Genomic DNA, 26,294 nt, shown 5'->3' with positions numbered 1-26,294 from the left:
CCCCTTATGTTATTTATCGGTAGTCCTTCTTAAAATAATAGTTATTTTTTAAAAATAATGATGATGTTTAAAGTTATTTCTCATATGTACGAGTAAAAAGAAGGAGATTCCCTCTCTATATTCAACAAAACGCAAATTTGCTATAATTTAAGCATCAACATATGATGAAATGGTCATGTAATCATTTTGTATATTCATTGGAGGCGCATGTTGTGAGACAACCTATGACATATGAGCAGGCGATCGCCATTGGCGGCGGTATGACGGGAATGCTCGCTGCAAAAGTTTTATCAATGTTATCAACTTAGAACAGCTGCATGACATGATTCAATCCGACGCCTCTGGAGAAACTGCTGAATGGTGGAGTCAGTGGGATAAAGAGGATGATGAAGACAATCGAGCTTTTTTCCATGAAGCGGTTCCTGACTTTCGTTTGCAGCACTTACTTTCATTAGATTGAAACAAAAAAAGCCCCTTCATGGGGCTTTTTCATTAACGTAATAATTGAAGTACGTTTTGCGGCTGTTGGTTTGCTTGAGCTAGCATCGCTTGAGACGCTTGAGAAAGAATGTTGTTCTTTGTGAACTCACTCATTTCTTTCGCCATGTCCACGTCACGAATACGAGACTCAGCAGCTGTTAAGTTTTCAGCAGAAGCACCAAGGTTGTTGATTGTATGCTCTAGACGGTTTTGTACTGCACCAAGTGCTGAACGTTGTTTAGATACTGCGCCGATTGCTTCATCAATTTTTGCTACTTCGACGTCAAAGTCAAAACCATCTTCATTCACTTTAATATCTTTGACAGTCAAGGTTTCAGCGTCCATTTTGCCGATCTGTACGTTGATATTTTGCTCAATGTTTGCGCCAATTTGAAATTGGAATCCATCTTCTACGCTACCATCCAACAGATTCTTTCCGTTAAATGCTGTACGCTGTGAAATCCCATCAATTTCATCCACCAAAGCAGTGAGTTCTTCTTGAATCGCTGTTAAATCTTCTGTTTGTTGAGTACCAACGTTACCCGCTTGAACAGTTAGTTCACGCATACGTTGAAGAATCGCATGTGTTTCTGTTAATGCACCTTCAGCTGTTTGAATAAGAGAGATACCATCTTGTGCGTTTTTAGATGCCATTTCTAATCCGCGGATTTGTCCACGCATTTTTTCAGAGATTGCTAGACCTGCTGCGTCATCTCCTGCACGGTTGATGCGAAGACCAGAAGACAGCTTCTCCATGTTCTTTTGCCCTGCTCCATTGTTTGCAGACAAACGATTCAGCGTGTTAAGTGCTGCGATATTGTGGTTAATTCTCATTTCCTATTACCTCCATGTGTTTGAACCAATTGAACATCCTTGTCCAAAAGTTCTAAATTAGAATTTTTTTGTAAGCCTTACAATCCATTTATCGAACACTGATGGAATTTGTTTAACAAAAAAGGGATAAATAAGGAATAAGTCTCATTCATTATGATCGTTTCGCTAGAGTATGCCAAATTTAAAGGTCATTTTTCATGATTTATCAGAGGGATTTAAGAATCATAAGACTGGAGAAAATGAGAAGAAAAAAACAGCATAAAAAAAAGCCCCATAAAAGGGGCTCTTCATTAACGTAGTAATTGAAGTACGTTTTGTGGCTGTTGGTTCGCTTGTGCAAGCATTGCTTGTGAAGCTTGAGAAAGAATGTTGTTCTTTGTGAACTCACTCATTTCTTTCGCCATATCAACGTCACGGATACGAGACTCAGCAGCTGTTAAGTTTTCACCAGAAGCACCCAGGTTGTTGATTGTGTGCTCTAGACGGTTTTGTACTGCACCAAGTTTAGCACGTTGAGATGAAACTTTATTGATTGCATCGTCAACAATTTTCAATTGTGCATCGTAACCATCAGCTGCTACATCAGGTGCATTAGTAGCAAATTTAGTTACATCTAAAGAAGAAACATTTAAAGTATCACTTGTTCCTAGAGCATCAGCAGACATTGCTTCAATGTTAACTTTAATTTGTTGCGTAGCATTCGCACCAATTTGGAAGATTAAATCCTTTTGGTCTGCAGGAGTAGTTGTATTAACTGCATATTCTCCAGTTAGTAATTTTTTACCGTTAAATTCTGTACGGTTAGAAATGCCATCAATCTCTTCGATTAATGCATCCATTTCATCTTTAATAGCTGTTAAATCTTCAGTTTGCTGAGTTCCAGTGTTACCTGCTTGAACAGTTAGTTCACGCATACGTTGAAGGATTGCATGAGTTTCAGTCAATGCACCTTCAGCTGTTTGAATAAGAGAGATACCGTCTTGTGCGTTTTTAGAAGCCATTTCTAATCCGCGGATTTGTCCACGCATTTTTTCAGAGATTGCTAGACCTGCTGCGTCATCTCCTGCACGGTTGATTTTAAGACCAGAAGAAAGTTTCTCCATGTTCTTTTGGCTCGCACCGTTGTTTGCAGACAAACGGTTCAATGTGTTAAGTGCTGCGATATTGTGGTTAATTCTCATTTCCTATTACCTCCATGTATGCGGGACCTGACAGACGTCCTTGTCTGAAAAAAGTCCTTGATTCTAGGGCTTATCAACCCTGACAATTCTATTATCGGATGTTGTTATAGGATGTTTAGCAGATTTTTAAAAAAATATCGCATTTTTCTCATGACGTTAATCCTAATTTTAACAATCCTATAAAAACAAAAGCTGCTGATCTATAATCAGCAGCTCTATCGTTTTATGATATCAGTATTGCTTGATATCAAACATTAAGATATTTGGATACACCACATAATCCTTCTTACTTGCGAAAGGACCTTTATTGTGTTCATCATTGATTTCATAGAAGTTCATCCCAATTCCAAAGCTTCTTTCTTTGTACCAATTTAGAAAATCATTAATCTCTTTCATTGAAAGCAAATAATCCTTTTGCAGCCCGTTTATCATGGTAATTGAAAGTATACCTTTTGTTGCTTCTTCACCAGGTTTTGTTCCATCCTGATCTTTTGGTTCTTCGGTTGACCCATCACCAGGCTTCGTTCCATCCTGATCTTTCGGTTCTTCGGTTGACCCATCACCAGGCTTTGTTCCATCCTGATCTTTCGGTTCTTCTGTTGACCCATCACCAGGCTTTGTTCCATCCTGATCTTTTGGTTCTTCGGTTGACCCATCACCAGGCTTCGTTCCATCCTGATCTTTCGGTTCTTCTGTTGACCCATCACCAGGCTTTGTTCCATCCTGATCTTTTGGTTCTTCTGCTGAACCATCATCTGGTTTTGTTTCATCCTGATCCTTAGTGACTTTTTGCAGATCTTTTAATGGAATTGAGATAACAGATTTAAAAGTGTTTTTGACAGAATGACTACCAATTGACTCAGCATAATCTCTTCCACCAATGACATATAATTGATCATCAGTAATAACTGCTACAGATCCAACTCTACCTTCAGGAATTTCATATAAAGAATCTTGGACTTGTCTAGTTTGTGGATCAAATATCTGAACTTGTTTTAATAACTTACTTGATCTATCTCCAATTTGCTGACCGCCAATCAAAAATAATTTATGATTGTATGTCGCATAAGCAGCTTCATATGCAAAAGAATTTAACTGAACATCCTTTAACCGTTGCCACTTCCCTAGCGTCATATCATATTCTAATATATCTTTATCATTCACTCGGCTAACGTTAGCCTCACCACCAGCAATATATAACTTTCCATTTATCTCTGAAATACTTCTACCCTGACGAGAAGCTAATTGAGAATTATCTAAACTTTCCCACTCTCCACTTACCGTATCATAGGAATAAAAATTTACTTGAGAGCTTGATAAAGATGCTACTATATAAATTTTTTCTCCAACTGTAACTGCTCTTAAGGAACCAGTTATATATGATGTATATATAAATTTCTCAGGCATCTTAATTGGTTCTTCTGTCCATTGATCTAGTTCTGTATCATAAACATCGATGGTTTTGTGAACTGTTTTAGTTGTATCAGTAAGGCCGCCAATGACATAGATTTTTTTACCTACTGTTGCGTAGGTAGCTCCTGTTCTTAATCTAGGCATACTTGTTTTTTCTGACCACAAATCAATTTTAGGATCATACATATATGTTGAATTGTTGAATTTAGACTGTTGACTTGCTCCACCGAATACATATATTTTCCCGTCAACTACTCCTACACTTGCTCCGATTCGCTCTTCCGGTAAGTCTGCTCGCTTCGTCCACCCATTTGTCTCAGCTGCATGAGCTTTTAACGGATGAATTGTGACCATCATAAAAATAGTCAAAAGCACTAAAAATAAACCTTTTTTCATCGTTTCTTTCCTCCATATCTTAAATATCCCTCCTTTTATCGACATATTTGTAATAAAATTTAATTTTTATCATTGTACACCAGAACAAATATCCTCAAATTGCACCTGTTATTTACTCTCACACATACATCACCGGTGTCGATATTTTAATAATCTTCCCGCCTCGACGATAAAACCTAGGAACGCGGCGGCTTAAGGTGGCGATGACTTCGTAGTTGATCGTATTGAGCATTTCGGCGATTTCATCGACAGAAATTTCTCCGTCCTTTTGACGGCCGTAAATGACCACTTCCTCGCCTTTCTTTGCTTTCATTTCTCCTAAACTGATCATCGTCATATCCATTGTGACTCGGCCAGCAATCGGCATTCGTTTTCCGCGGAAAAGCATGAACCCTCGATTTGATAAGGCGCGTGAGTACCCATCTGCGTAACCGATCGGTATGGTCGCAATGACTTCATTAGGTTTTGCTACATATGTTGCACCATAGCTGACGGTCCTTGGCTCTGTCACCATTTCCTTCACGAACGCAATCCTTGCTTTTAAACTGAGAGCGGGCTCTAGCTGAACAGCGTCTAAGCTTTCAATGTATTGCGAAGGATACAGCCCATATAGCCCGATGCCTAGTCGAATCATATCGGCGCTAAATTCAGGAAACGCGATGGCAGCCGCTGTATTGTTCATATGTACGGTCGGCAGCTTAATTCCTTGTTTTTTCAAAAAACGAAGAAAATCAATAAAAATGCTGTGCTGCAGCTGCGTAAAATCAGGGTCAGGCTCATCTGCAGTGGAAAAATGCGTAAAAATCCCATCCCATCTAAGGTTTTCACTCTTTTCAAGGGCTTCCACCACTCTTAACAGCTCTTCCTTCGTTCGTACACCTAATCGCCCCATACCTGTGTCGACATTGACATGAATCCCAAGCCGACGCTGACTTTCTTCTTCCGCTAAGATCTCATTTGCTTGAACAATCCAGTCTTCACGAAGGCCTGAAAGGTCAATTCTCCAGGCTGCAGCCCTTTTCACACAGTCAAGCGGCGTAAATCCAAGGACCAGAATCGGTGCTTCAATTTTTGCTCTCCTCAATACAATGCCTTCTTCCAAGCTAGCAACTGCGAGCTCCGTCGCACCGCTCTCCAGTGCCTGCCGCGCTACCTCCACTGAACCGTGTCCATAAGCATTCGCCTTCACGACAGCCATGATCTTACTTTTCCTCGGAATATGCGCTTGAATGGCCCCGATATTTCTTTTAATCGCGTCAAGGTTGACTTCGATCCAAACTTCCCTGCATAGCTTTTTCATTTATTTTTCCTCCTCATCACATGAGAGTTCTTTCTATCTCCATGTTCGCTTTCGCGTCTAGTCTATCTTTATTCATTTTTGAGAAAAACATTCAACTACAATGACCGGACCAGCTTTTCTTGGGTACACATAAAAAAAAGAAACCACATCAAACTGTGATTTCTTCTCTATGAGCGGTGATTAGCAGATTTCATCATTGCTTCAATATCATCATAAACCTCCTGCAAATTTTCCCGTTCAGCTAAGTAATGAGCGTTGCTTTTACGAACAGGTCCATCAAATTGCAAGAAGTTGATCGTGATCGTTGATGATTCTTGATCATTCATAGTTAATCTTAATTCAAGCGTCGAGACCTCTTCTTTATCATCACTCTCAGCTGAATATTCAATTGGCACACCATCTTCTAACATCTCAACTTGTTTCAAATCTTTCAAGGAAAGCTCAGTGACTGCAAATCTATATTTTCTAGATGAGCCGCCAGGTTGATGTTCAATATAGCGCAATTTCTCTAGCTCATCATCAATCGCAAATCCCTTATCAACTTGCTCTGAAAAGATATATGCAGATGCCTGAAATCCACCTTCGTGAAAAAGCATCATCATCTTCTCTAATAATATGTTGGGGTCATTCTGTTCTTTTCGTCTTTGTAATCTGCCGGCTATGAATAAAATGACCATTCCCCCGATGATGCTGAGAGCCGTCCCCAATCCATTCCCTACATCTACGAAAACAGTAAAACCTAAAATAGCAATCATAAAAGCAATGACAATGCCTATGATGAATATCACACAATGCTCCTCCTATCATGACCCTTCATTTATAGTTTAGCCTTAGTATAGCATTTGAAGCAACGAGTCCTAGATGATTTAACCATAAAAACAGACCATAAAGGTCTGTTTTCATTGACGTTCGATAAATTGTCTAAAAGATAGGCAGTAAGAATTCACACACCTTATCTTCGCCTTCCTCTTCTCTATATCGCTCTATAGTAGGTGCCTGACGCATGTTCAATTGATTGTTCTGAATATAGTCAGGTAATTGACTCCAAAACAAATTCACTTTTTCAGTTGTATGCCTCATTGTAAAAACAGCATACTTTCCCCCTTCAAAATGACCAGTCTGAACCATTTGATCATTAGAGAAATCTCTATTTGTCATGATCATGAGGTCATATCTGCATTTTTCAGGTAAAGTCCTTGCAGGATCATCTTGAGGAACCCCGTATATGCCATGTTTCTTTAATTCATCATTTAATTGATGTTTATTGATCCATTTTTTAAAATGCTTCATCATTTCTATATTCATTTTGCTTCCATACGGTCCTATATTCCTCATATACACCATCTTCATATTGCTTAATATTTCAATTTTGCAATTCATGATTTCCCTCCAACTCTTATTGGAAGATTGGCCAATCATTCCTTACATCCAACGGTAACACCCTTTAAAATATAATGCAGTAAGTTATTAAAAATAATTGAATGTATGATGGAAAAACATTTACAGGAATTGCGATTTAGATCATAAATTAAGTCATCTCATTTTCTCTTAAAATAGCATGTCCAATTTTTAAAAATAAAAAAGAACGGTCTTTAGCCGCTCACTTGTTTATTGATTTTCCTTTGAAGATTTAGCAAAGAGAAGGGTGACAATCAAATAGATAATTGTTCCGAAAAATAGACCATTTAACAAACTGATAAACAACATCTTACAAATCAGGCCAACATAATAAGACGCTGGCGTCCCTGGAAACACAGCCATATTGAACAGACTAATCATAAAGGTTAAAGCAAAAAATATAATGAAAATCCTTCGAAATAATGTTGATTTTAACATTGTCATTTTACTTCCTCCTCAGTATGTTTTCTATGGAAAAAATATTCTTTATTCATAGCATATATTCCGTTTTATAGTAAAAAGCCCTTAAAGGGCTTTTTACTTAAGCAGTATAACCAATACTTGCAGTATGACCTCTCCTAGCTTCATCATGACTTGCTGTCACTTCTGACGTAAAATAACTAACAACACTTATGACACTAATCATCACGAATACTACTGATAACGTTTTAAATTTCATACTGACAGTCCCCCCGCTTCACTTGAGTTTGGAAATAAAGAATCTTTTCATAGAAATGCATCGCATTGTCTTTATCTCCCATCTCATTATAATATTTTGCAGCATCTTTTGCTAAATCTTCCAGGTCAGGATACATTGACTTTATTTCTAACAATTCCATTATTTTTTCCAACTGCTCAAAATTGTTGTCAATGTATAGTGATCTTAAAAACTTGAATATCAATAATAGAACATGATCTTTCAGCTTTTCAGATAGTTCTATTCCGTTATTTAAAGCGTATGTACCTAAATCCTGTTCTTTCATTTTGAAGTAGGCTTTTGACAACATAATGAGCGGATCTAAGATTCTATTTAAATGCTCGTATCCCTGCTCTCTAAATGCTCTAATCGAGTCATTAAAGTGAATAATCGCTTGTGCTAATTCTTTGTTATGAAAATAACTCAACCCTAAATTATAAAGTGCTGATCCTTTTAATCGTTTTGTTGAGTTGTCGGCGGCTTTTTCTAGTGCGTGTTGAAAATGGGGTATTGCTTTTTCGGGGCAGCCCATATCTATATAGTTTAATCCAATGACAAAAGAACATTGGATTTCTCTTACTGTGTATGTATCTTTTTCTCGATAACATTCTATTGCCTGTGCGATATGGTGCATCGACATATGGGTTTGTTTCATGTGGTAATAGATTTCTGCCATCTTGTAATTGAACTCGGCACGTTCAATATCGTCGCTGACAAGAGACAGCTTTTTTTCTGCCCGCTTATAGAAGGTAATCGCATTGAGGTATTCGTAGTTTTCAAATTCGTACATGCCGTAGAAAAAATTGAAGTAATACTCGAGCAATCCTGTTAATTTCTCTTGATCCCTTTTGATCTTCATTGCGAGTTCCCTAAAGTTCGCCCGCTCTTTTCCATTTTCTAAAGGATTCAAGTAATCAAGCATTAATTTATGTCTGAACTCCATAAGTGAGAAATACAATAATAAATCCTGATTCTCTTCCATATGATCAAGCATTGATTTGATTTCTTCTTTATATGCCTCGGCGTCCGGTACGTTAAATCTTTGAATATGATAATACCATTCATTGATTTTCAAGCCGACGTGAGAAGAAAGCACTTTCTCCATCCGTCCTTACCCCTCCCTCTATTTTCCCTATAATGACATATATTATCATTTTGTGAATCGTCCGACACCGAAAAGAAACCGCAAAAATAAGAAAAAAAGCTCCTGTAAAGAAGCCATGTGAGTGATCGTAATTTTGATAAGAAGGAATAACTGGGCTCGAATCAGCGCCCCCTGTTCTCTCTAAAATAAGATGATACAATCAAGTTTAGTTCTAACGAAATATGTACATCGTATATCCTTCACGTCATACTTGTTTTAATCGTTTCCATTTACGAATTTGAGTACGGAAATTTTTAAAAGGAGCAACGGTATTCACATGAATAAATTTATAAACTGGCCAAACAGCCTTTGCTGTCGCATCATCCGCCCATTTTCGTTGATGAGGTTCAAACACTTCTTCTTCACTCATACGATCCAACATATCACAAATAGTTAAAACATTCTGTTTGAGCTGAGCTCTTAATGCGACTAGTGATTGGCAGGCATACTTCTCATTAAAAAGAGAATATAATGTGCCAAGCTGATTCCATTTATAACCTTCTGCTGGCGTATGGACAACCTTTCCTTCAGTTTCGTGTTGCTCCCATTGAAGCAGCAGGGTTGTCCAACCAACTTGATAGGCCAAATTTTCTGCAGGAGTTCGGCTTACATCCTCTATTCGATCATCTTTCATTTCTTCTGGAATCATATTGAATTCTTCATCGTATTGATTGTACGTCTTCATGATTGCTTGCTTTAAAATGTCTTTCGACTCATAGCTTGTCATATTATTCACCTCTAGTTCTTTTATGCAAATTTTTCTCGGAACATATCTTGCAAAAATAACTGGAGCTCATGATACTGAATTATTCTATCGCCTTCTGTTTTACAGTCTCTATTATAATCAAACTCTTAATCGAGCAAAAAAGCAATAGCATTTCTGGTTAAATGAAAGTATCACTGGTGTTTACTCCTAAAACAACAAAAGAGAGACAATACTTGCCTCCTTTAGGTGACTCTATTATTTTGTGAAATATTCCATTATTGCGCAAACTCAATAAAGAAAAGCTATAAAAGCGGCTGCGAAAAATGAAGACATTCCTTACGTTCCATCATAAACAAGCACCCAGTATCTCTCCCCAGGCTCCCCTTCTTAAGCAATAAAACCTCCCCGTTTTGATTGAAATGTGAAGCAGCATGATTTAACTCGACACTTCTTCCTCTTTTCTACCTAATTTCATTGATAACTGAACACCAATCATCAATGAGACAATGACGAGCATTGCGACAATGGAAGCTTGAAAATGTCCGCTTAGATCGAAAACCAAGCCAATGAAAAACGGACCAAACCCGCCCATGATGTATCCGCCCATCTGCGACATAGCGGACCATGTACCAGCCTCCTCCGGTGTACGCGTCTCAATAATGGGCAGCATAAGTGCTAAAGGAAATAATCCACCTGCCCCAATCCCTAGAAAAATGACGGCTGGCAAAATAGGCATTGGAAGTAGAAGGAAAATAAGGCCGATCAGCTCTGACACGCTGCATAAAATCAGAAATAATTTCGGTTTTCCTAAGCGAGTGACGACTCCTGGAACGAGTAGTGCCACCGGAATCTGAATCAGTGTAAATATCGTTAGCAGCATGGCGGCATACTGTGGACTATTTCCAAAACTAAGGGCGATGGGTGAAATCCATGCTGTTAACGAATAGAACATACTGGACATAAAGCCAAAGAACAAGGTGAATTGAATGGCTTTTTTGTTTCGCAGCGGTAGCCTTAGCGGTAAAACTGCATGATCAGCCTGTTGTTTTTTCCGAGCCAGCCCTAGCCATAAGATCAATGCGATGATCCCTAAAACCGCCCAGCAAGACAAGGCGAGCGGAAGGTTATGCTCACTGCGAAGATATATCGGAATGGTGAAGCCAGAAGCAAGTGCTGCACCAATCGTCATCGAAATAGAATAGACACTCACAATCCCCGGGTTTTTCGGGAAATACTTTTTGATAAAACTAGACAACAATGGTCCTGCAAAGCTAATTCCAACTCCTCCTGCAAATGCAGTGATGAGAAGGATGGCAACCGTTTGACTCGTCCCACGTAATCCAGTAGCGATCGTGATGAGAAGAATCGAGAAAAAGAGGGTTCTCTCTAAACCAAAACGGCGGCTTAGTTTAGTTGCTACAGGTGCAAAGACCCCCATGCACAAGACCGGTAAAGTAGTTAGAAGACTTGCTGTCAGTGCACTGACACCAAGGTCTGTTTGGATCATGCTCATCATAGAAGCCACGGACGTAATAATTGGGCGCAAGTTTAGTGCAGCTAAAAATAAAGCGGTTAAATAAAATATTTTTTTCATCAATGCTCTTCTTCCTCTCTCATCTTGTTGAAGTTACTTTGAGTATAAATCTGCTGCATTCATTGATCAATACAATAATTCGTATTATGATGATAGTAAAAAACTATTATTCATGAAAGGATGACAAATGGATACTCGTCATATTACATATTTCATGGCTGTATTCGATCATTTACATTTTACAAAAGCTGCTGAGCAATTAGGGATATCACAACCTACATTAAGCCAACAGATTCGGCTGCTTGAAGCTGAAGTTGGGATGCCGCTCTTTGATCGAATCGGTAAAAAAGTCGTTGCAACTGAAGCGGGTTCTCTGCTTTATCAATATGGTATGAAAATGCTTCAAGCTGAAAGAGATGCAAAAAATGCGATGAAAGAACTGTTATCTGAAAAACGAGGAACCGTACGACTTGCAGTACTCCCCTCCGATCTTGACTTTCAGCTTGTTCCGCTATTTGTAGAATTTAAAACACTTTATCCCGAAACCAATCTGAAAGCATATTCAACGATCTTCGTTCGTGAAGAAGTACTGTCGCATAAAGTGGATCTCGGCATCGGGCTGCGAGGGCCTGCGGATAAGCGTCTCGTTCAAATTCCACTTGGAAGTGAGCCCTACGAATTATTTGTTCATTCAGAAAGTGATCTAGCCCAAAAGAGTGAAGTGACATTGGAAGAGCTGACGCAGCATGCCTTGGTTATGTATCCGAAGGGATATCTAGGAAGGGATTTAGTAGATGACGTATGTAAAGAACAGGGTGTTGAACTGGACACCGTCATGGAAGTTGGGTCCGCATCTTCATTATTGCAGCTGGTTGAAGCCGGCATCGGTGCAACCATTCAGCCGCGAGGGTTGCTACAATACCATTCGACGTGGCCAAATATTGTTTCGATTCCTATTGCTGATCCGGCGCCTGTTCGTCACTTGGAATTAACTTATTATGCAGATCGATTTGTCAGTAAAGCACAGCAGCAGCTATCTGAATGGCTGATAGACTTTTTCAAATCAAAAACAAACTAAAAAATGAGGGTAAAACATGAGTGCAAACAGCATATTTACAAGGACACACCGGGTTGTTATTCGCCAATTTCAATCAGAGAGGGCCGCTAAGCGCTATTAAAAGACGCTTTTGATAAACCTTCTATATACATATAGAACTTTTCTATAACGCTCACCATGCTTTCTTTTTTTATAATAGAAAAAAAGAAATGTGGTGGCGTATATGTCTACAACGATCGGAATTATGGGCGGGATGAGTCCTTTAGCAACGATTGATCTGATGAAAAAAATCATTTCTCATACACCAGCGATAAAAGATCAGGATCATATCCATGTGATTGCTGATAATTATCCTCAAATCCCTGATAGAACCAATGCCATATTTGGGAAAAGCGAAGATCCTACAGATTATATGATTGCATCAGCTAAGAGATTAGAACGTGCAAGAGCGGACTTTATTCTCATTGCATGCAATACCGCTCACTTCTTTTTAGAAAACGTACAACATTCCACCCATATCCCTATTATGAATATGCCATTAGAAACCGCAAATTATCTGAACAAACATCACTATACATCTGTGGGCTTACTATGTACTGATGGAACATTAAAAACCCAGCTCTATCAAAGGGCTTGTGCTCATCACAAGATTGACGTCATGATTCCTAGTGAAAATCTTCAGAAACGTTATGAATAGGATATATGCGGTGAAAGCAGGAAAATTAAGTAAAGGCGAAAGTGAATTGGCGTTAGCTGCAGAAATTTTAATCAATCAAGGAGCAGAAGCCATCATTGCCGGCTGTACAGAAATCCCCTTAGTACTAAGGTCAACTAAAGATGTGAAAGTGATTGACCCTACTGTCATTTTGGCGAAAGAAGCTGTAAAATTAGTGTATGAGCTTGAAAAGCTAAACATTTAAAGAACGTAATATAAGGGGATAAAATGAATATTGAGAATATAGAAGTGTTTATTTATGTATGCCAGCTAGGCAGTATCAATAAAGCTGCGGAAGCACTGTATTTAACCCAGCCTTCTGTTTCGGCACGTATTCAATCGTTAGAAAAAGAATTAGACCTGAAATTATTTGATAGACAGAGAAATAAACTATCTCTGACGGAAAAAGGTGAACAGTTTTACCCGCATGCCAAAAAGATCCTCCATTCTTATCAAGAAGCAAAGCATAGTCTCAAACAAACGATGATCCCTTATGAATTGACGATTGGATGCGCATCCTCTATTTCCAATAATCTATTGCCTAACATATTACCCGCACTAAAAGAAAAATACGAAAACCTGAAAGTGAAAATCGTAACAGGACATTCAAAGGATGTTGTCAAAAAAGTGATTAACAACCAAGTAGACTTTGGGATTGTCAGAACTGAAACACATCCTCAAATTGAATCAATCCCTATTTTCAGCGATCCAATCGGGCTGTTCGTCCCAACTCATCACCCGCTCGCCAGCCATGACAACATCAATATGAAAGAACTAGAAGAACAGCCTTTTATTTTCTTTGACTATGGATCATTTGATTGGTTGATGCTCCACCGATTATTTCAAAAAAACAACATCACACCGAACATTTCCATTGAGGTTGATCATATGGAAACCGCAAAAAATTTAGTGCTTTAAGGAATGGGACTATCGTTTCTTCCTCATCATTGTGTTAGAAATGAGGTAGAACAAGGAACATTAAAACAAATTTCAATCGATCCATCCATCAATTTCAACATCAATATCGAGTTCATTTATAAAAAAGGAAGATCCAAATCAGTTTTCATCGATCAACTCAAACAGTTTTTTCATGAATTAGATTAAAAAAAGCCCTTTTCAGGGCTTTTTTTGGATTCGTTCTGATTGATTAGCTTTCGTTTGCCAACATGTATGCTGCAGTTTGATGCATATCTTTCAATCCTGATCTCTGTGCGTACTCGGCCACAGTGATCGCACTTGTAGCCAGAAGTTCTATTATATGTTCATCCATTCCTGGCCAAGTTCTCCCGCCTGCTTTTTCATACGCATGGATAAGTTTTGTTAATCCTTCTTTCCCAAAGAGAAGTTGATGCGACAAAAAGTCTGCAGATACATCACCAACCCCCACTTCAGACCAATCAATCACACCCGTAACACATTGATTTTCATCAATCAGGATGTGGCCTGGATGTAAATCTCCATGCTTCACCCCCACAAAAGGCGGCCATAAAGAATCTTTAGCTAGCCATTCTTGCCAGCGCTCCCATAAACCGCTGTTAATGGCGTATTGCGATTTGACACGTTCCATTCGCTGTTTCATTGATCCTCTTAATTCATGAGCACTGAGCATCTCCACACCGATCGTTTTAAAAGCCTGTTGATCTAAGGAATGTACATTCGCTAAAACTCTTCCTAATGATTCATAATAAGCTTGCGGTACATTCGTTTGATCAAAACTCCACACATAAGATTGCTGTTCCACATCAATACTAGCTGCCGGTACCCCCTCTAATTGTTTATAAGCAATCAGACTTTCTGTAAAGATAGACCACTTAGGGAGCTGAAAGTGAACCTGCTTACTAATATGATCTAATGTCTTTTTTTCCTGTAAGGTATGTTTCATTGATTCAGGTCTGCGAGGCATTCGTAATATCCATTGATCACCATGTAAATCTTCGACATGTGCGACACGGAAATCCACACCTGATTCATTTATTTTGATGGTATTCTCTAAAATTTCTAAACCGTGATGATTGGCTAACTGCTTTAATTCTAGTCTATTCATATTCTTTTCCTCCAATTGCTCATTTATTCATGATCAACAGGCGTTAAGAAAATCATCAAAAAAACCACAAATAGGCTGCTATCTGTGGCTAGAGTAAACACGGCTAGACTCATATCTCTCTTTATATCAATAAAAAATTACAAAAAAAGACAGAAACGATATCTGTCTGTCTTCAAGTAAAGTTACATACTTGACCGCTGAAGATGTTTAAAAATGTGCAGACTACCCCGTTTACTCTGTTTGATGAAAACAGAGCCTTTGAACATATGAAATTATTGATTGTTCAAAGTTTGCTGGCGTAATCTTCCTGCATGCATCATCTTTAACCATCCTCCTCTTTGTCATATAAAGTTACTATACTTTATTTAAATATGACTTTCAATAAGATTACAAAAAAAAGGATTTAAAATCATCCGACTTCCCATCGAATTACATATAATGTAATAAATGCATTTACTTATGTTATGATATGGTTATTGATTCTTTTGTCTAATAAATTTATTAAACTCAAAAACCCGATGTACTATGAATTTTGAGTGTATGAGAGGCAATTAGAACAAATCAAATGTAGCTAAGTCATTTAAAGGGAGAATTGGTATGACTCATTTAGAATTCGTATTCGGCTTGCTTCCAGTAAGTATAATCATCGCTTCTTTTATCGTCACATTGTTTGTACAAAAGATTTATTTTATGCCAGTTGTGAGCTTTATCATTTTGCTCATCCTGACATTTACACTTTTTAATGTCTCTTTCTTAGGGTGGTCAGTTGTTTACACTTTAGGCTCATTCATTGCTTCATATGTAGCATTATTCATCATGAAAACTTTAAAGAGGTCTTAAACCACGTTTTAAAAGCCCTTTTGAAGGGCTTTTATTCTTTCACTATCGTTTTTTCACTGGATGAATGTCTTCTCCCAAAAAAGCGGTATTAGACTCACCACTATTTTCTAGAAACTCCGCTATTTCTTTCAGCTCTTTATTGATACGGTCATTCCTCGGCATATCTGGATTTAACAAAAGGATGGAGTGAACCGTCGTGGCCGCTTCATACAAAACATTCTGATCTTTTATGTGTTTGATGCTTTGTTTCATACGATCGAAAAACCATTCAATCTCTTCAATGTCTTCCATTGGATAATGTGCCATTTTAAAGAGGTTCTGATGACGAAGGTCTTGTCTCTCAAAAATTTGTTCAAGCTCTTCTTTACTGACATACAAATCCGAAGATTCCTCATCAATCTCTAAAACCTCGATCATTGCATCTTCAGCTGTATATAACTGCTCAATAAAATCTTCGAAAGTATCCGCCAGTTTAAAATCGACTCCCATCTCTAAATCAAAATAGTGAATAGACGGGTGTTCTTTCGTTTGTCGATAATCCATTGCGATCCATGTATCTTCTTCTCCGCTGATGAAAATAAGTCCCTGAGGCAGCTCCAATTCATCACTTAACTGAGGGCTAGTCATAATTCCATCACCTATGGCAATTCCTCTTAGATGGTCAAATTGAACATGATCATCTGCCCATGAGTTCGGCCGATCAGTTGGAAACGCATTACGCACTGTAAAACCACCGTTCCAATCTAAAATGAGCTTTTTGTATGTAGCAGGTAAAGTGACACCAAGTCTTCCCTCTGCTTCACGAATTTTCTCCTCATCTACCTTTTCTAACGTGAAAGGACTCTCTTCTTCTTTCTCCCAAAATGGCTTCAAAGTGGGTGCCTCCCTATATCTATTGAGATAAGTATAACATTGACCAACTGTTCATTTGCTCATTCTACTTCATAAAAAAACAGACTATTAAAGTCTGTTTTAATCTTGTCTATACGTTTTCAGAGGTTGTATTTCGATCAATCATAGTCGTGTTTCGATTTGATTTTTGTTGTTCCTCCATTGTTGTATTCCGAATTGATTTTGTTCCAATGATTTTCAAAGTTTCTGCTGTTGAAACACTTAACAATACAATGGATACAATGACTAGTAATTTTTTAATAATCATACAGACACTCTCCTTTTTGAATATCATTTTGAGCTTTAAGAGCCTTTCTATAATATTCGGCAGCTTTTTCAAAGTCCCCCTTTTTTTCAGAAGATAATCCTATACTTTGAGCAAATGCCTCGACATAGACATATAGTTGCTTTTCCTCAAAATAATCTAGCACTTCTTGAATTGCTTTCTCATTACCATCTATATAAATCGCTTTTAAAGCTTTAAATAACATCAAACACAACGAATCATTTCTCTCTAAGGAGCACTTAAGACCATCTTCTACGAGTGGAGCGGCTTCATCATGTTGACTAGACTTATACAACGACCAACTTAAACTAAATAGGGTGATTGGTTTTATATCAATACTTCGTGGTGTAATAATGTCTAAAACTTCTCTGTAGCGTATGATTGCTTCAGTGTACTTTTGTTGTCGATCATATGTATTCGCTATGTTCAATAGAATTTTAGCAATTAACATATTATCGGCGAGCTCTTCTGCTATAGAAAAAGCTGTATTTAGATGCTCTAATGACTTGTCATATCGCTTGAAATCATCATAATTTCCTGCAATAACAATCAAGCTTTGTATTTGGCGAACTTTATATTGTTCATGCTGCTTATAGATGTCTAAGGCCTTTATAATATGATGCATAGAAACATGAGTTTGTTTCATAATATAGTAGGCTTCAGCCACCTTGAAGTGAAACTCTGCTTGCTCAATATCATCAACAACCAATGCGAGCTGCCTTTCAGCGATCTTATAATATTGGATAGCCTGTATGTATTCTTTTTTACTAAACTCATACATTCCTCTAAAAAAAGCATTATAGTATTGCAGCATACCAGAAAGTTGATGATTTGAATTTTCGATTTTATCAACCAAATCAGAAACAGAAGGCGATCGTTTTTCTGAAGGTTTAATATAATCGAGCATAAGCTGATGTCGAAAACACATTAATTGATAATAAATGAGCAGATCTTGATCCTCTTCCATCCGTTCAATTTTTTGTTCTACCTCAGCTTTCAAAATCTCTGCATCGGGTACACTGAATTGCCGAATCATTTTATACCATTCATTTATTTTCACACCTACATGTGAAGAAAGAACTTTCTCCATCCCTTATTCCCCTTCCACTAGACTCCCTTATATTACATTTATTATCACATACAATAATTTACAAAGCACCGAAAAGAAACCGCAAAAAGAACAAATGTAGCATCGTAAACCTTTGGCACATTTCATGATCATCACAAAACAAAAAGGCAGACTCATTTCAGTCTGCCTTCATCTTCTAGATTTCCATGGGAACACCTTTTGTCTTCAGGTAATATGCAATGAATCATTTAACCACTCTTCACAATGTTTTATAAGCCATCTCAAATATTCCACATATTGACCGACGTGATAGCCATCACAAACAGCATGATGTACTTGAATGGCGACTGGTAAGATGATTTTTTCTTCTTTCATCTTAAATTGACCTAACGTAAATATTGGTAGTAAATAAGTTTCATCTGTAGATATATTAAGATGAAAAGAAGTAAAATCAACCCACGGTAGACTTGAAATATTGAACATGTTTTCTGGCATATGAGATTTCGGAAACAGCTTGCTGCTTTTGCTAAATGTTTCAATGTCGGCTACACAGCTTTTATAAAACTGAGCAAAGTTTTCGTCATAAGGCGTCCAAATACTTGAAAATGTCTTTGTTTCTTTATTTAGAATCGTATAACTAGGATGGAGAAGTTCCCAGTAACCAAGTTCATCGTTCAATTGATCCATTCGAAACTCCGGTATTTTTTGCACAGCTCTTGCTAATAAATAAATTTGCACAGGATATACTTTTAACTTTTTTTCTTTCAATATTGAAAACAATGTCGTGATGTCTAGATCGATCACCAGGCTATATGAGCATCGGGTTAGAGTCATATAATGATGAAAGTGCTCTTTTCGCGGGTAATTTTCGTCTATTTGTTTAAACATTTTTTATCTCCTCCTGAATGTGATTTCATGTATTCAGGAGGAGACTTTATCTGTTTTCACCACCACAATCATCCTTTCAAGAGATATGTTATGTTTCTGTCTATCACAACTATGAGTTATAACGGTTTCATTCAAAGGCTACCATAAGCTTAACCTACGATAAAGCCTCCAGCAACTCTTCGTAAGTAATCTTGCCCAACGTGAACTTTTCTAGTGCTATGTATTTTTTCTCCGCTGAGGTATTCATTCTATTATGACATTCATTGACTAACTCATTTTCATTTGGTAATGGCTCATGTATATGTTCTTTTTTTCGAAATGCTTCATAGTACCTTATACCAAATATTCTCTGGGACATCGCATTGATGTGAATTCCGTCTGGGTTAGATATAAGACCTTTCGCAGTAACATAATAACAATTTTCATTATGATGTGCATATTTTTGTAGTTCCTCATTAATACGTTGATATTCCACACCCCCTGGGCCAAATGCCACCTTTCCCAAGTAATCGCCCAAACCTCCTATTAAAAGCGGAATGTTAGGTACAGATAATTCAGTTCTTAGTTCATGAAATAATCTTAGTATTTTTTCATAGTATTCTTTGTATTTCCCATCTTGGCTGTCACTTTCTCCTTGATGCCATAATATCCCGACCAATTCGCTATTTTCCTTTGCAAATTTAGCTTCATTTATTGCATGACGAAATAATGCTCCGTCTAGCGACCACTCATCAATGGAACTGCCACCTTCGGCACATGGAATAAGACCAATCTTCTCTCCTTCATGATCCTTGCACCAAGCCTCCGCAAAGGAAGCCGCCAGTCCTACGCCAGCTACCGGCCTATCAAAATGAATGGGTTCAGTCATCATTTGCCATCTACCATTTCGCAGCATCATGATTCTTTCATTATAAATCGGAGGCACTTCATGCTTGAAGCCGCGCCCCGCCATATTTGATTGTCCAATTAGTAAAAGTGACTTCATATCTTTCTCTCCTCCACTAAATATTTTATCAAATGTGTATTCTCCTGAACGTTATCAGTTTATCTTTCCTCTGTTATTTCTAGATTAGGGCTTCTTTTAATTTATTCGAAAAGTGCATAAAGCTATTAATCTACAATTTTTAAAACTAAACTTGGAACAACCACCTATACCTCTAACAAAGAGACAGGTAATATTTCTGCTTCTAGTAATTAACTAAAATCTTACGAAATAGCCGCAATTGAAGAACAAGTAAATAAGATTGCAAATAGCGTTGTATTAGAAAATCAAATGAATAAAGTTAGTAATTCTCTTGAACAGTTAGCGAATAATAATTTCACAACACAAAAACAAAAGGGAAAATGGGCGTGGTCCAAATATGTTCATTACCGTGTTACAGTAGAGGGAAAGGCAGCTGGGAGTAATTGCAGCAGCAATTTTAAACCATATTCCTTATGTTGGCTGGATTGCTGCTGCCGCTGCTCAAGTAATGATCCAATTGAAAATGAAAACAGGTTACTTCTCCGCACGTTGGGGAACACGTGCAGACACTGACATTTGTTACTTATGGAGAAAGAGACATTTAAAAATGTTCTCGGACAGTAAACGTAAAAATAAAAAACTGGACGAAATAAGTTCTCCAGGAAAAATGTATATGTGTGGAACTGGTTGAAAAAAAATAGCCCCATTCTAATGCAGACTAGGGTGTCTTTTATTGCTGTTTTTGTTCTTTTAGTTTTTTGAAAATCACAAATTGATATACTCCAAATAGTACGGTTAGGATGATGATTGCAGTAAATATTTGATCGACTGGAAGCAAGAAATATACGACAATAAAAAATAAAAGCAAAACAAAATAACCTATATTGAACGCTCTTTTAAATGTCATCATATTACCTCCTTTTTACAATCATATCACGTTTTACCTACCCTTATAACCAACTTTTACCAATTAAAACACAAAAAACCCATATCCAATAAAGGACAGGATTTACTTATTTCGATGCTTTTTGAAGAGCTGCTTTTGTCTTCGGACCATAGATACCTTCAGCGCTAAGCCATGCATGAGCTGGGACCGCATTTTCTGTTTTTGGTCCAAAGTAGCCGTCTATCCCATTGTTTTTGGCTTCCTTTTCAGGATAGAAAAATACAGCAGACAGTGCTTCCTGTAGAGCTTTTACTCTAGCACCCCTTGTCAAAGGCTCGGTCACTTTAACGATGCCAGATGGTAAGTCGAACACTTTAGTCGTTTTGATCCTAAAAATACTGAGAAACAATCTGGTGGATAAAGTTCGTCCCCAATTCGTCCCCAATCAAAAGAAACAGAACAAATATTCGTTGTCAAAAAAACAAAAAACCCTTGCTTAGCAAGGGTTTCAACGATGATTCCGACTGGGCTCGAACCAGCGACCTCTACCCTGTCAAGGTAGCGCTCTCCCAGCTGAGCTACGGAATCGGGTTATGTATCAGTTCTGGGCTTTCTGTTACTGACATTCTCTATTATATAACCATCATGATCAGTCGTCAATGGTTTTGTTCAAAAAAGGTCAAAAAGCCGGTAACCGGACCGGCTTTTTTCTCTCCTTTATGATTGGTTCACAAGAACTGGCTTAAGTTGATCGAGTGCTTGTTTGAAGTCGCGTTTAAGGTCTTCTCCGTTTTCGACCCCTACACTTAATCGAAGCAGGCCATCTGTAATCCCTCTTTTTTCTCTTTCTTCTTTTGGCATAGCGGTATGTGACATTTTGGCTGGGTATGACAGAATGGATTCGACGGCGCCAAGGCTGACGGCGAATACAGGTAATGTGACAGCATCCACCAATTCTTTGACAGCTGCTTGGTTTTCTAATTCAAATGAAAGAACAGCTCCTGCTCCGCTTGCCTGCTTTCGCTGAATGTCCGCCCCTGGATGGTCATCTAAGCCTGGATAGTACACTTTTTTCACCGCAGGATGCTCTTTGAGAAATGAGGCCAGTTCGAAGGCCGTTTGGCTTGCTTTTTCTAATCTGACCTGAAGGGTTTTTAACCCTCTTAACACAAGCCAGCAATCCTGCACGCCAAGCACCGCACCAAAGGAGTTTTGCAGCGAATAGAGTTCTTCTCCCAGCTTCTCGTCTTTCACGACAGCTAAGCCTGACAGTACATCACTGTGACCGCTCAAAAATTTCGTTGCGCTGTGCAGGACTACGTCAACGCCAAGGTCAAGCGGACGCTGAAGAGCGGGTGTTAAAAATGTATTATCTAAAAAAGTTAGACAGTCATGTTCTTTCGCAAGCTGGACGACGCCCTCAATATCCGTAATACCTAGAGTCGGGTTTGACGGTGTTTCCATGTAAATGACTTTTGTATTCGATTGAATGCCTCTTTTGACTTCATTCAAATCCGTCATGTCCACAAAGGTATGCTCAATGCCAAATCGAGAAAGTACTTGGGTGATCATCCGAAATGTACCACCGTACACCTCTCTTGTGACAAGGACGTGATCCCCCTTTGATAATAGAAGAAAAGCAGTTGAGATGGCTGCCATGCCTGATGCAAAAGCAAGCCCTCTTGTTCCTCCTTCTAGCGCCGCAATCGTATCCTCTAATGCTTGACGTGTAGGAGTCCCCGATCTTGAGTAGTCATATTGACCAAATTCATCGAAGCTGCTTTGATGAAAGGTGGATGCATGCTGAATTGGCACACTGACTGCACCTGTTGAACGATCTGTTTTAAACGCATTATGAACGAGTTGGGTTTCGAGTGTCCAATCGTGTGTGGTCATTTGGCGTGTACCTCCTCTTTCACTTGTGATAGTGCCTGTTTCAGGTCTGCTTTCAGGTCATCTACGTGCTCAATGCCAACGGAGAAACGGAGCAGTTTGTTACAAACGCCATTTGCAATGCGAATCTCCTCTGGGATATCCATATGCGTTTGCGTTGCAGGATACGTAATAAAGCTTTCGATTCCGCCAAGACTTTCAGCAAAACAGATCGTTTTCAGCTGCTTCAAAAATGGATTGACCCAGTCCTCCTTGGCTACACGGAATGACAGCATTCCTCCCTTGCCTGGGTAAAGGACATCTTGAATTTCTGGCTGTTTCTTTAAAAACTCTGCCAGCTCCTTCGCATTTGCCTCGTGCTGGCGCATTCTAAGAGCCAGTGTTTTCATTCCTCTCATTAAAAGCCATGAGTCAAACGGAGATAAAACGGCTCCAATTGCGTTTTGATGCTGGAACATGTCTTCAGACAGCTGCTCTCCTTTTGTCACCACAAGACCGGCAAGGACGTCATTGTGTCCGCCTAAATATTTGGTTGCGCTATGGATGACAATGTCCGCTCCAAGTGTAATCGGCTTTTGCAAAACGGGTGTGTAAAAGGTGTTATCGACAATGACCAAAGCGCCATATTCTTTTGCAATCTTTGCTATTTTTTGAATATCTGCTTCCTGCATAAGTGGATTTGTCGGCGTTTCAATAAAGACCGCTTTTGTGTTTGGCGTGATTTTAGAACGTAAACAGTCTTCATCTGAAAAATCATCGTAAAGAAACCGTAAGCCGTACTTTTTCCATTCGTTTTCAAACAAACGGTATGTACCGCCATATAGGTCTGATGAGACGATGAGTTCATCTCCGCTTTCAAATAATGCCATGATCGTTTGGATCGCAGCCATTCCCGAACTGAAGGCAAAGCCGGCCGTCCCTTCTTCGAGTGAAGCAATCGCATCCTCTACAAGCTGCCTTGTTGGGTTTTTCGTTCGAATGTAATCAAATCCGGTTGATTCCCCTATGCCTCTATGTCTGTATGCTGTTGAAAGATAAACGGGGGGACTGACCGTGCCAGTCGCCTCTTCGCTGCGGTTTCCAATTTGCGCTAATGTCGTTTCCACATGTTCTGTCATTTGACACCATCCTAAGTAAAAATCTGATTTCAAAACAGAAAACCCCTTCTTCATAAGAAGAAGGGGTTTTAATCGCTTCCTCTTATCTTCCAAGCAAAAAAGCTGCTTGCTGGATTTAGCACCTTGGTACATCACATGAAGTGATGCATACCGGTTGCTGAGGTTTCAAAGGGCCAGTCCCTCCACCTCTCACGATAAGAATGTGTTGTCTGTCTGTTCTAATTCTTAATACTGTAACGCATTAAATCTCATTTTTCAAGAGGAATCGGACCAATTAATTAAAATTTTCTGTATTTTATAACAGATTCGATGTCAACTGAATGGATTGCATGTTAGCATATAGGAACAACGCTGTTTTTCATGTTACAATGAATGGAAACGTTTCACTTTGTGATGAAATTGGTTAGCTGGAGGAATGGATTATGGTGAAGAAAACAGGCATTATTCAAGAAGAAACCTTACATTCAAAAGAACTTGGGGCGGATATGACCCTTTTGATCTATTTACCAGTCAATTACTCCCCCCTTTATACATATCATGTCATCATTGCCCAAGATGGTCATGATTATTTCCGCTTAGGCAAAATAGGCAGACAGGCGGAAGAATTGATGCAAAACAAAGAAATGGAACGCTCGATTATCATTGGTGTCCCTTATGAAAATGTCTCGGAAAGACGGAATACGTATCATCCAGATGGCACAAAGTTTGAAGCATATAAACGCTTTTTAGCAAATGAACTTGTCCCTTATATTGATACGCACTATCCAACCTATCAAATTGGATCAGGACGCACGTTTATTGGTGATTCGCTAGGTGCTACGATTTCTCTTATGACAGCGATTGATTATCCTTCTTTATTTGGCGGGCTGATTTTGCAGTCTCCTTACGTTGATGATTCAGTCCTAGAAGCCGTTAAACAGTCGACAGCCCTTTCTCCTTATGCCATTATCCATCAAATTGGGGTGGAAGAAACGGCTGTGAAAACGACAGATGGCCAAGTGCTTGATTTTATTCAGCCGAACGAAGATTTAAAAGCCCTTCTTGAACAGTCAGGTGCGGATTATTTATTTGAGACATTCGAAGGGGATCATAAATGGACGTTTTGGCAGCCGCTCATTGCGCCTTCGTTAAAAAGAATGCTCCCATATTCGTTAATCAACTGAATTTTGTTATAATAAACAATAATAAATACTTTCTTAATCAGGAGGGAACACGATGAAATACGGAGTTGTTTTATTTCCATCAAAAAAATTGCAAGATATTGCGAACTCTTACCGGAAGCGTTATGATCCGAACTATGCACTCATACCGCCTCATTTAACATTAAGGACACCTTTTGAATTAACGGATCTAGAAGCGGCTGAGGTCGTCTCAACGTTAAGAGAGTATGCAAAAAATGCTTCTCCTATTACGTTACGTATTAAAAAATTCAGTTCATTCGCTCCTGTAAACAACGTCATTTATATGAAAGTAGAACCGAACGAGGAAATCATGGCGCTCAATGAAAGGTTGTACGCAGATCCACTTGCTGGCACACCTGAATATGCTTTTGTTCCGCATGTGACAGTAGCTCAAAAACTATCAGATGATGAGCATTCAGACGTACTTGGTACATTAAAGCTGAGAAAGATTGACCATGAAGAAACCGTGGATCGCTTCCACCTTTTATATCAGTTAGAGAACGGATCTTGGACCGTCTATGAAACATTTATTTTAGGAGAAGAGGGTTAAGGACATTTGAAAACAGTCATCGCAACAGCACAAACACAACGAGAAGATGCATACTACGTTCGAAAAGAAGTGTTCGTCAAAGAACAAGAAGTCCCGTTAGAGATTGAAATAGATGAACTAGAAGACGAGGCCATTCATTTTGTCATTTATAATGATGAAATGACGCCTCAGGCAGCCGCTAGACTGCGGATCATTGAAGGGCCAAAGGCAAAGCTGGAACGAATTTGTGTGTTAAAAGAGGCGCGCGCTTTCGGCCTTGGCCACAAACTATTAGAAGCGCTGGAAACAGAAGCCATTGCTAATGGAGCGAAGGAAGCGGTTATGCACGCACAAGTCCAAGCTCTTCCTTTCTACGAAAAGAAAGGCTACAAAGCCGTTTCTGAACCGTTTGAAGAAGCAGGGATCACACATGTCAAAATGACAAAAACACTATCTGTTTGACCAAAAGAAAAAGCGAGAGCATCCATGATGCCCTCGCTTTTCTTTATCATCGTTCGTCAAGGGAAGAAAGCGCAATCATTTATATATACGCATTAATATGAACGCCTTTGCCTTCTTCCATAAACATATCTCGTACAAAGCGTTCCCGCTTTTTTTGCTGTACTTTCGTTTCTGCTTCTGTCACTAAGTCCTCTTTTTTCTCCAGCTCTCTGTATACCTTGTCATGAAAGGTGCGAGTAACCTTTGTTACTTTCGCGTAGTCTTCTTTATCCTGAGGAGCAGGACGATTGATATATTGAAAATACAGATCCGGCTGAATCGGGGCTATATATCCCATCAAGAACGCCTCCTTTGCTTCTCTTCTACTCTACTATTCCCTAATTATGAC

26 protein-coding genes, 1 tRNA gene, 2 pseudogenes and 1 riboswitch are annotated in these 26,294 nt (G+C 38.7%); of the genes and pseudogenes, 8 read left to right on the top strand and 21 right to left on the bottom strand.

The genetic code is table 11. The features are described from left to right. Positions 1-322: 322 nt before the first annotated feature. Complete coding sequence (locus C6Y02_RS14055) at positions 323-460, top strand: hypothetical protein (protein WP_189288326.1); 138 nt, start codon at positions 323-325, stop codon at positions 458-460. Positions 461-492: 32 nt separating this feature from the next. Here the strand turns inward: C6Y02_RS14055 and hag (C6Y02_RS14050) are convergent, their stop codons facing one another. The 9 genes from hag (C6Y02_RS14050) to C6Y02_RS14000 all read right to left on the bottom strand — a co-directional run bounded on the left by hag (C6Y02_RS14050) (position 493) and on the right by C6Y02_RS14000 (position 11,143). Continuing rightward, on the bottom strand, positions 493-1,314 hold the full coding sequence (gene hag, locus C6Y02_RS14050) for a flagellin Hag (RefSeq protein ID WP_044141245.1): 822 nt from the start codon (positions 1,312-1,314) through the stop codon (positions 493-495). 290 nt (positions 1,315-1,604) lie between these two features. Then, positions 1,605-2,495 (bottom strand): flagellin Hag, encoded by an 891-nt coding sequence (hag, locus tag C6Y02_RS14045; protein ID WP_106031532.1) that lies wholly within the window; start codon positions 2,493-2,495, stop codon positions 1,605-1,607. Positions 2,496-2,726: 231 nt separating this feature from the next. Next, complete coding sequence (locus tag C6Y02_RS14040; RefSeq protein WP_106031531.1) at positions 2,727-4,304, bottom strand: Kelch repeat-containing protein; 1,578 nt, start codon at positions 4,302-4,304, stop codon at positions 2,727-2,729. 118 nt (positions 4,305-4,422) lie between these two features. Further along, positions 4,423-5,604: an alanine racemase gene (gene alr, locus C6Y02_RS14035; RefSeq protein WP_106031530.1), complete on the bottom strand. Its 1,182-nt coding sequence runs from the start codon at positions 5,602-5,604 to the stop codon at positions 4,423-4,425. A gap of 167 nt (positions 5,605-5,771) precedes the next feature. Then, the gene (locus C6Y02_RS14030; protein WP_106031529.1) at positions 5,772-6,392 is read right to left on the bottom strand and encodes a hypothetical protein; all 621 of its coding nucleotides are present in this window, start codon (positions 6,390-6,392) and stop codon (positions 5,772-5,774) included. 133 nt (positions 6,393-6,525) lie between these two features. Beyond that, complete coding sequence (locus C6Y02_RS14025; RefSeq protein WP_060596057.1) at positions 6,526-6,984, bottom strand: AraC family transcriptional regulator; 459 nt, start codon at positions 6,982-6,984, stop codon at positions 6,526-6,528. A 686-nt stretch (positions 6,985-7,670) separates the two neighbouring features. After that, entirely contained in the window at positions 7,671-8,804 is a 1,134-nt protein-coding gene (locus tag C6Y02_RS14010; RefSeq protein WP_034663131.1) for a Rap family tetratricopeptide repeat protein, read from the bottom strand. Between the two features lie 244 nt (positions 8,805-9,048). Further along, positions 9,049-9,570, bottom strand: coding sequence for a ClbS/DfsB family four-helix bundle protein (locus C6Y02_RS14005; protein WP_060596056.1), 522 nt, complete (start codon positions 9,568-9,570; stop codon positions 9,049-9,051). 415 nt (positions 9,571-9,985) lie between these two features. Continuing rightward, positions 9,986-11,143, bottom strand: coding sequence for an MFS transporter (locus tag C6Y02_RS14000; RefSeq protein ID WP_106031528.1), 1,158 nt, complete (start codon positions 11,141-11,143; stop codon positions 9,986-9,988). A 127-nt stretch (positions 11,144-11,270) separates the two neighbouring features. Between C6Y02_RS14000 and C6Y02_RS13995 the strand changes: the two genes are divergently transcribed. The 3 genes and pseudogenes from C6Y02_RS13995 (at position 11,271) to C6Y02_RS13985 (ending at position 13,959) form a co-directional block, all read left to right on the top strand. Further along, on the top strand, positions 11,271-12,161 hold the full coding sequence (locus tag C6Y02_RS13995) for a LysR family transcriptional regulator (protein ID WP_106031527.1): 891 nt from the start codon (positions 11,271-11,273) through the stop codon (positions 12,159-12,161). Between the two features lie 202 nt (positions 12,162-12,363). Continuing rightward, positions 12,364-13,060: pseudogene (cuyB, locus tag C6Y02_RS13990) on the top strand (cysteate racemase). A 23-nt stretch (positions 13,061-13,083) separates the two neighbouring features. Further along, positions 13,084-13,959 (top strand): annotated as a pseudogene (locus C6Y02_RS13985) (LysR family transcriptional regulator). A gap of 43 nt (positions 13,960-14,002) precedes the next feature. Here the strand turns inward: C6Y02_RS13985 and C6Y02_RS13980 are convergent. Next, on the bottom strand, positions 14,003-14,899 hold the full coding sequence (locus C6Y02_RS13980; RefSeq protein WP_066031016.1) for a macrolide 2'-phosphotransferase: 897 nt from the start codon (positions 14,897-14,899) through the stop codon (positions 14,003-14,005). A gap of 597 nt (positions 14,900-15,496) precedes the next feature. Here C6Y02_RS13980 and C6Y02_RS13975 point away from each other — a divergent pair. Next, positions 15,497-15,739 carry a DUF2651 family protein gene (locus C6Y02_RS13975; protein WP_106031526.1) on the top strand — a complete coding sequence of 81 codons (243 nt, stop codon included), beginning with the start codon at positions 15,497-15,499 and terminating at the stop codon, positions 15,737-15,739. A 42-nt stretch (positions 15,740-15,781) separates the two neighbouring features. On the opposite strand, the gene C6Y02_RS13970 is transcribed toward C6Y02_RS13975, so the two are convergent. The 10 genes from C6Y02_RS13970 to C6Y02_RS13930 form a co-directional block, all read right to left on the bottom strand. Next, positions 15,782-16,612, bottom strand: coding sequence for an SMI1/KNR4 family protein (locus C6Y02_RS13970; RefSeq protein WP_106031525.1), 831 nt, complete (start codon positions 16,610-16,612; stop codon positions 15,782-15,784). A 109-nt stretch (positions 16,613-16,721) separates the two neighbouring features. Beyond that, positions 16,722-16,898 carry a hypothetical protein gene (locus C6Y02_RS13965; RefSeq protein ID WP_060596049.1) on the bottom strand — a complete coding sequence of 59 codons (177 nt, stop codon included), beginning with the start codon at positions 16,896-16,898 and terminating at the stop codon, positions 16,722-16,724. Next, a complete protein-coding gene (locus C6Y02_RS13960) occupies positions 16,888-18,006 on the bottom strand; it encodes a Rap family tetratricopeptide repeat protein (protein ID WP_106031524.1) in 1,119 nt (372 codons plus the stop codon). The genes C6Y02_RS13965 and C6Y02_RS13960 overlap by 11 nt, the downstream gene beginning before the upstream one ends. 204 nt (positions 18,007-18,210) lie before the next feature. Continuing rightward, complete coding sequence (gene catA, locus C6Y02_RS13955) at positions 18,211-18,873, bottom strand: type A chloramphenicol O-acetyltransferase (RefSeq protein WP_106031523.1); 663 nt, start codon at positions 18,871-18,873, stop codon at positions 18,211-18,213. Between the two features lie 154 nt (positions 18,874-19,027). Further along, the gene (locus C6Y02_RS13950) at positions 19,028-19,858 is read right to left on the bottom strand and encodes a sialate O-acetylesterase (RefSeq protein ID WP_106031522.1); all 831 of its coding nucleotides are present in this window, start codon (positions 19,856-19,858) and stop codon (positions 19,028-19,030) included. Between the two features lie 709 nt (positions 19,859-20,567). Beyond that, complete coding sequence (locus C6Y02_RS19355) at positions 20,568-20,744, bottom strand: hypothetical protein (RefSeq protein WP_187704447.1); 177 nt, start codon at positions 20,742-20,744, stop codon at positions 20,568-20,570. A 106-nt stretch (positions 20,745-20,850) separates the two neighbouring features. Next, entirely contained in the window at positions 20,851-21,096 is a 246-nt protein-coding gene (locus C6Y02_RS13945; protein WP_307499469.1) for a peptidoglycan-binding domain-containing protein, read from the bottom strand. A 142-nt stretch (positions 21,097-21,238) separates the two neighbouring features. Further along, positions 21,239-21,311, bottom strand: a tRNA-Val gene (locus tag C6Y02_RS13940). A 129-nt stretch (positions 21,312-21,440) separates the two neighbouring features. Beyond that, entirely contained in the window at positions 21,441-22,619 is a 1,179-nt protein-coding gene (gene metC / locus C6Y02_RS13935) for a cystathionine beta-lyase (protein WP_106031520.1), read from the bottom strand. Continuing rightward, positions 22,616-23,734: a methionine biosynthesis PLP-dependent protein gene (locus C6Y02_RS13930; protein ID WP_066031026.1), complete on the bottom strand. Its 1,119-nt coding sequence runs from the start codon at positions 23,732-23,734 to the stop codon at positions 22,616-22,618. The genes metC and C6Y02_RS13930 overlap by 4 nt, the downstream gene beginning before the upstream one ends. A gap of 79 nt (positions 23,735-23,813) precedes the next feature. After that, positions 23,814-23,935: riboswitch (SAM riboswitch) on the bottom strand. A gap of 221 nt (positions 23,936-24,156) precedes the next feature. On the opposite strand from C6Y02_RS13930, the gene C6Y02_RS13925 reads away from it, so the two are divergent. From C6Y02_RS13925 to C6Y02_RS13915, 3 genes are read left to right on the top strand one after another with little or no spacing between them, the layout of a single operon-like run. Beyond that, positions 24,157-24,897 carry an alpha/beta hydrolase gene (locus C6Y02_RS13925; protein WP_034663170.1) on the top strand — a complete coding sequence of 247 codons (741 nt, stop codon included), beginning with the start codon at positions 24,157-24,159 and terminating at the stop codon, positions 24,895-24,897. A gap of 52 nt (positions 24,898-24,949) precedes the next feature. Next, complete coding sequence (locus C6Y02_RS13920; protein ID WP_106031519.1) at positions 24,950-25,465, top strand: YjcG family protein; 516 nt, start codon at positions 24,950-24,952, stop codon at positions 25,463-25,465. Positions 25,466-25,471: 6 nt separating this feature from the next. Beyond that, complete coding sequence (locus C6Y02_RS13915; protein ID WP_106031518.1) at positions 25,472-25,906, top strand: GNAT family N-acetyltransferase; 435 nt, start codon at positions 25,472-25,474, stop codon at positions 25,904-25,906. Between the two features lie 79 nt (positions 25,907-25,985). Here C6Y02_RS13915 and C6Y02_RS13910 read toward each other — a convergent pair whose 3' ends face one another. Next, on the bottom strand, positions 25,986-26,243 hold the full coding sequence (locus tag C6Y02_RS13910; RefSeq protein ID WP_034663177.1) for a hypothetical protein: 258 nt from the start codon (positions 26,241-26,243) through the stop codon (positions 25,986-25,988). Between the last annotated feature and the right edge of the window lie 51 nt (positions 26,244-26,294).

Source organism: Bacillus sp. NMCC4 (assembly GCF_002998555.1).
GTDB lineage: Bacteria > Bacillota > Bacilli > Bacillales > Bacillaceae > Bacillus.
The sequence above is the reverse complement of the archived record's forward strand: the minus strand, read 5'-3'. Positions and strand labels throughout refer to the sequence as shown.

What these genes read in the sequence shown, in the direction of transcription:
- C6Y02_RS14055 (WP_189288326.1), top strand. Translation starts at nt 323, where the DNA reads ATGATTCAATCCGACGCCTCTGGAGAAACTGCTGAATGGTGGAGTCAG.
- hag (WP_044141245.1), bottom strand. Translation starts at nt 1,314, where the DNA reads ATGAGAATTAACCACAATATCGCAGCACTTAACACGCTGAATCGTTTG.
- hag (WP_106031532.1), bottom strand. Translation starts at nt 2,495, where the DNA reads ATGAGAATTAACCACAATATCGCAGCACTTAACACATTGAACCGTTTG.
- C6Y02_RS14040 (WP_106031531.1), bottom strand. Translation starts at nt 4,304, where the DNA reads ATGAAAAAAGGTTTATTTTTAGTGCTTTTGACTATTTTTATGATGGTC.
- alr (WP_106031530.1), bottom strand. Translation starts at nt 5,604, where the DNA reads ATGAAAAAGCTATGCAGGGAAGTTTGGATCGAAGTCAACCTTGACGCG.
- C6Y02_RS14025 (WP_060596057.1), bottom strand. Translation starts at nt 6,984, where the DNA reads ATGAATTGCAAAATTGAAATATTAAGCAATATGAAGATGGTGTATATG.
- C6Y02_RS14010 (WP_034663131.1), bottom strand. Translation starts at nt 8,804, where the DNA reads ATGGAGAAAGTGCTTTCTTCTCACGTCGGCTTGAAAATCAATGAATGG.
- C6Y02_RS14005 (WP_060596056.1), bottom strand. Translation starts at nt 9,570, where the DNA reads ATGACAAGCTATGAGTCGAAAGACATTTTAAAGCAAGCAATCATGAAG.
- C6Y02_RS14000 (WP_106031528.1), bottom strand. Translation starts at nt 11,143, where the DNA reads ATGAAAAAAATATTTTATTTAACCGCTTTATTTTTAGCTGCACTAAAC.
- C6Y02_RS13995 (WP_106031527.1), top strand. Translation starts at nt 11,271, where the DNA reads ATGGATACTCGTCATATTACATATTTCATGGCTGTATTCGATCATTTA.
- C6Y02_RS13980 (WP_066031016.1), bottom strand. Translation starts at nt 14,899, where the DNA reads ATGAATAGACTAGAATTAAAGCAGTTAGCCAATCATCACGGTTTAGAA.
- C6Y02_RS13975 (WP_106031526.1), top strand. Translation starts at nt 15,497, where the DNA reads ATGACTCATTTAGAATTCGTATTCGGCTTGCTTCCAGTAAGTATAATC.
- C6Y02_RS13965 (WP_060596049.1), bottom strand. Translation starts at nt 16,898, where the DNA reads ATGATTATTAAAAAATTACTAGTCATTGTATCCATTGTATTGTTAAGT.
- C6Y02_RS13960 (WP_106031524.1), bottom strand. Translation starts at nt 18,006, where the DNA reads ATGGAGAAAGTTCTTTCTTCACATGTAGGTGTGAAAATAAATGAATGG.
- catA (WP_106031523.1), bottom strand. Translation starts at nt 18,873, where the DNA reads ATGTTTAAACAAATAGACGAAAATTACCCGCGAAAAGAGCACTTTCAT.
- C6Y02_RS13950 (WP_106031522.1), bottom strand. Translation starts at nt 19,858, where the DNA reads ATGAAGTCACTTTTACTAATTGGACAATCAAATATGGCGGGGCGCGGC.
- C6Y02_RS19355 (WP_187704447.1), bottom strand. Translation starts at nt 20,744, where the DNA reads ATGACATTTAAAAGAGCGTTCAATATAGGTTATTTTGTTTTGCTTTTA.
- metC (WP_106031520.1), bottom strand. Translation starts at nt 22,619, where the DNA reads ATGACCACACACGATTGGACACTCGAAACCCAACTCGTTCATAATGCG.
- C6Y02_RS13930 (WP_066031026.1), bottom strand. Translation starts at nt 23,734, where the DNA reads ATGACAGAACATGTGGAAACGACATTAGCGCAAATTGGAAACCGCAGC.
- C6Y02_RS13925 (WP_034663170.1), top strand. Translation starts at nt 24,157, where the DNA reads ATGGTGAAGAAAACAGGCATTATTCAAGAAGAAACCTTACATTCAAAA.
- C6Y02_RS13920 (WP_106031519.1), top strand. Translation starts at nt 24,950, where the DNA reads ATGAAATACGGAGTTGTTTTATTTCCATCAAAAAAATTGCAAGATATT.
- C6Y02_RS13910 (WP_034663177.1), bottom strand. Translation starts at nt 26,243, where the DNA reads ATGGGATATATAGCCCCGATTCAGCCGGATCTGTATTTTCAATATATC.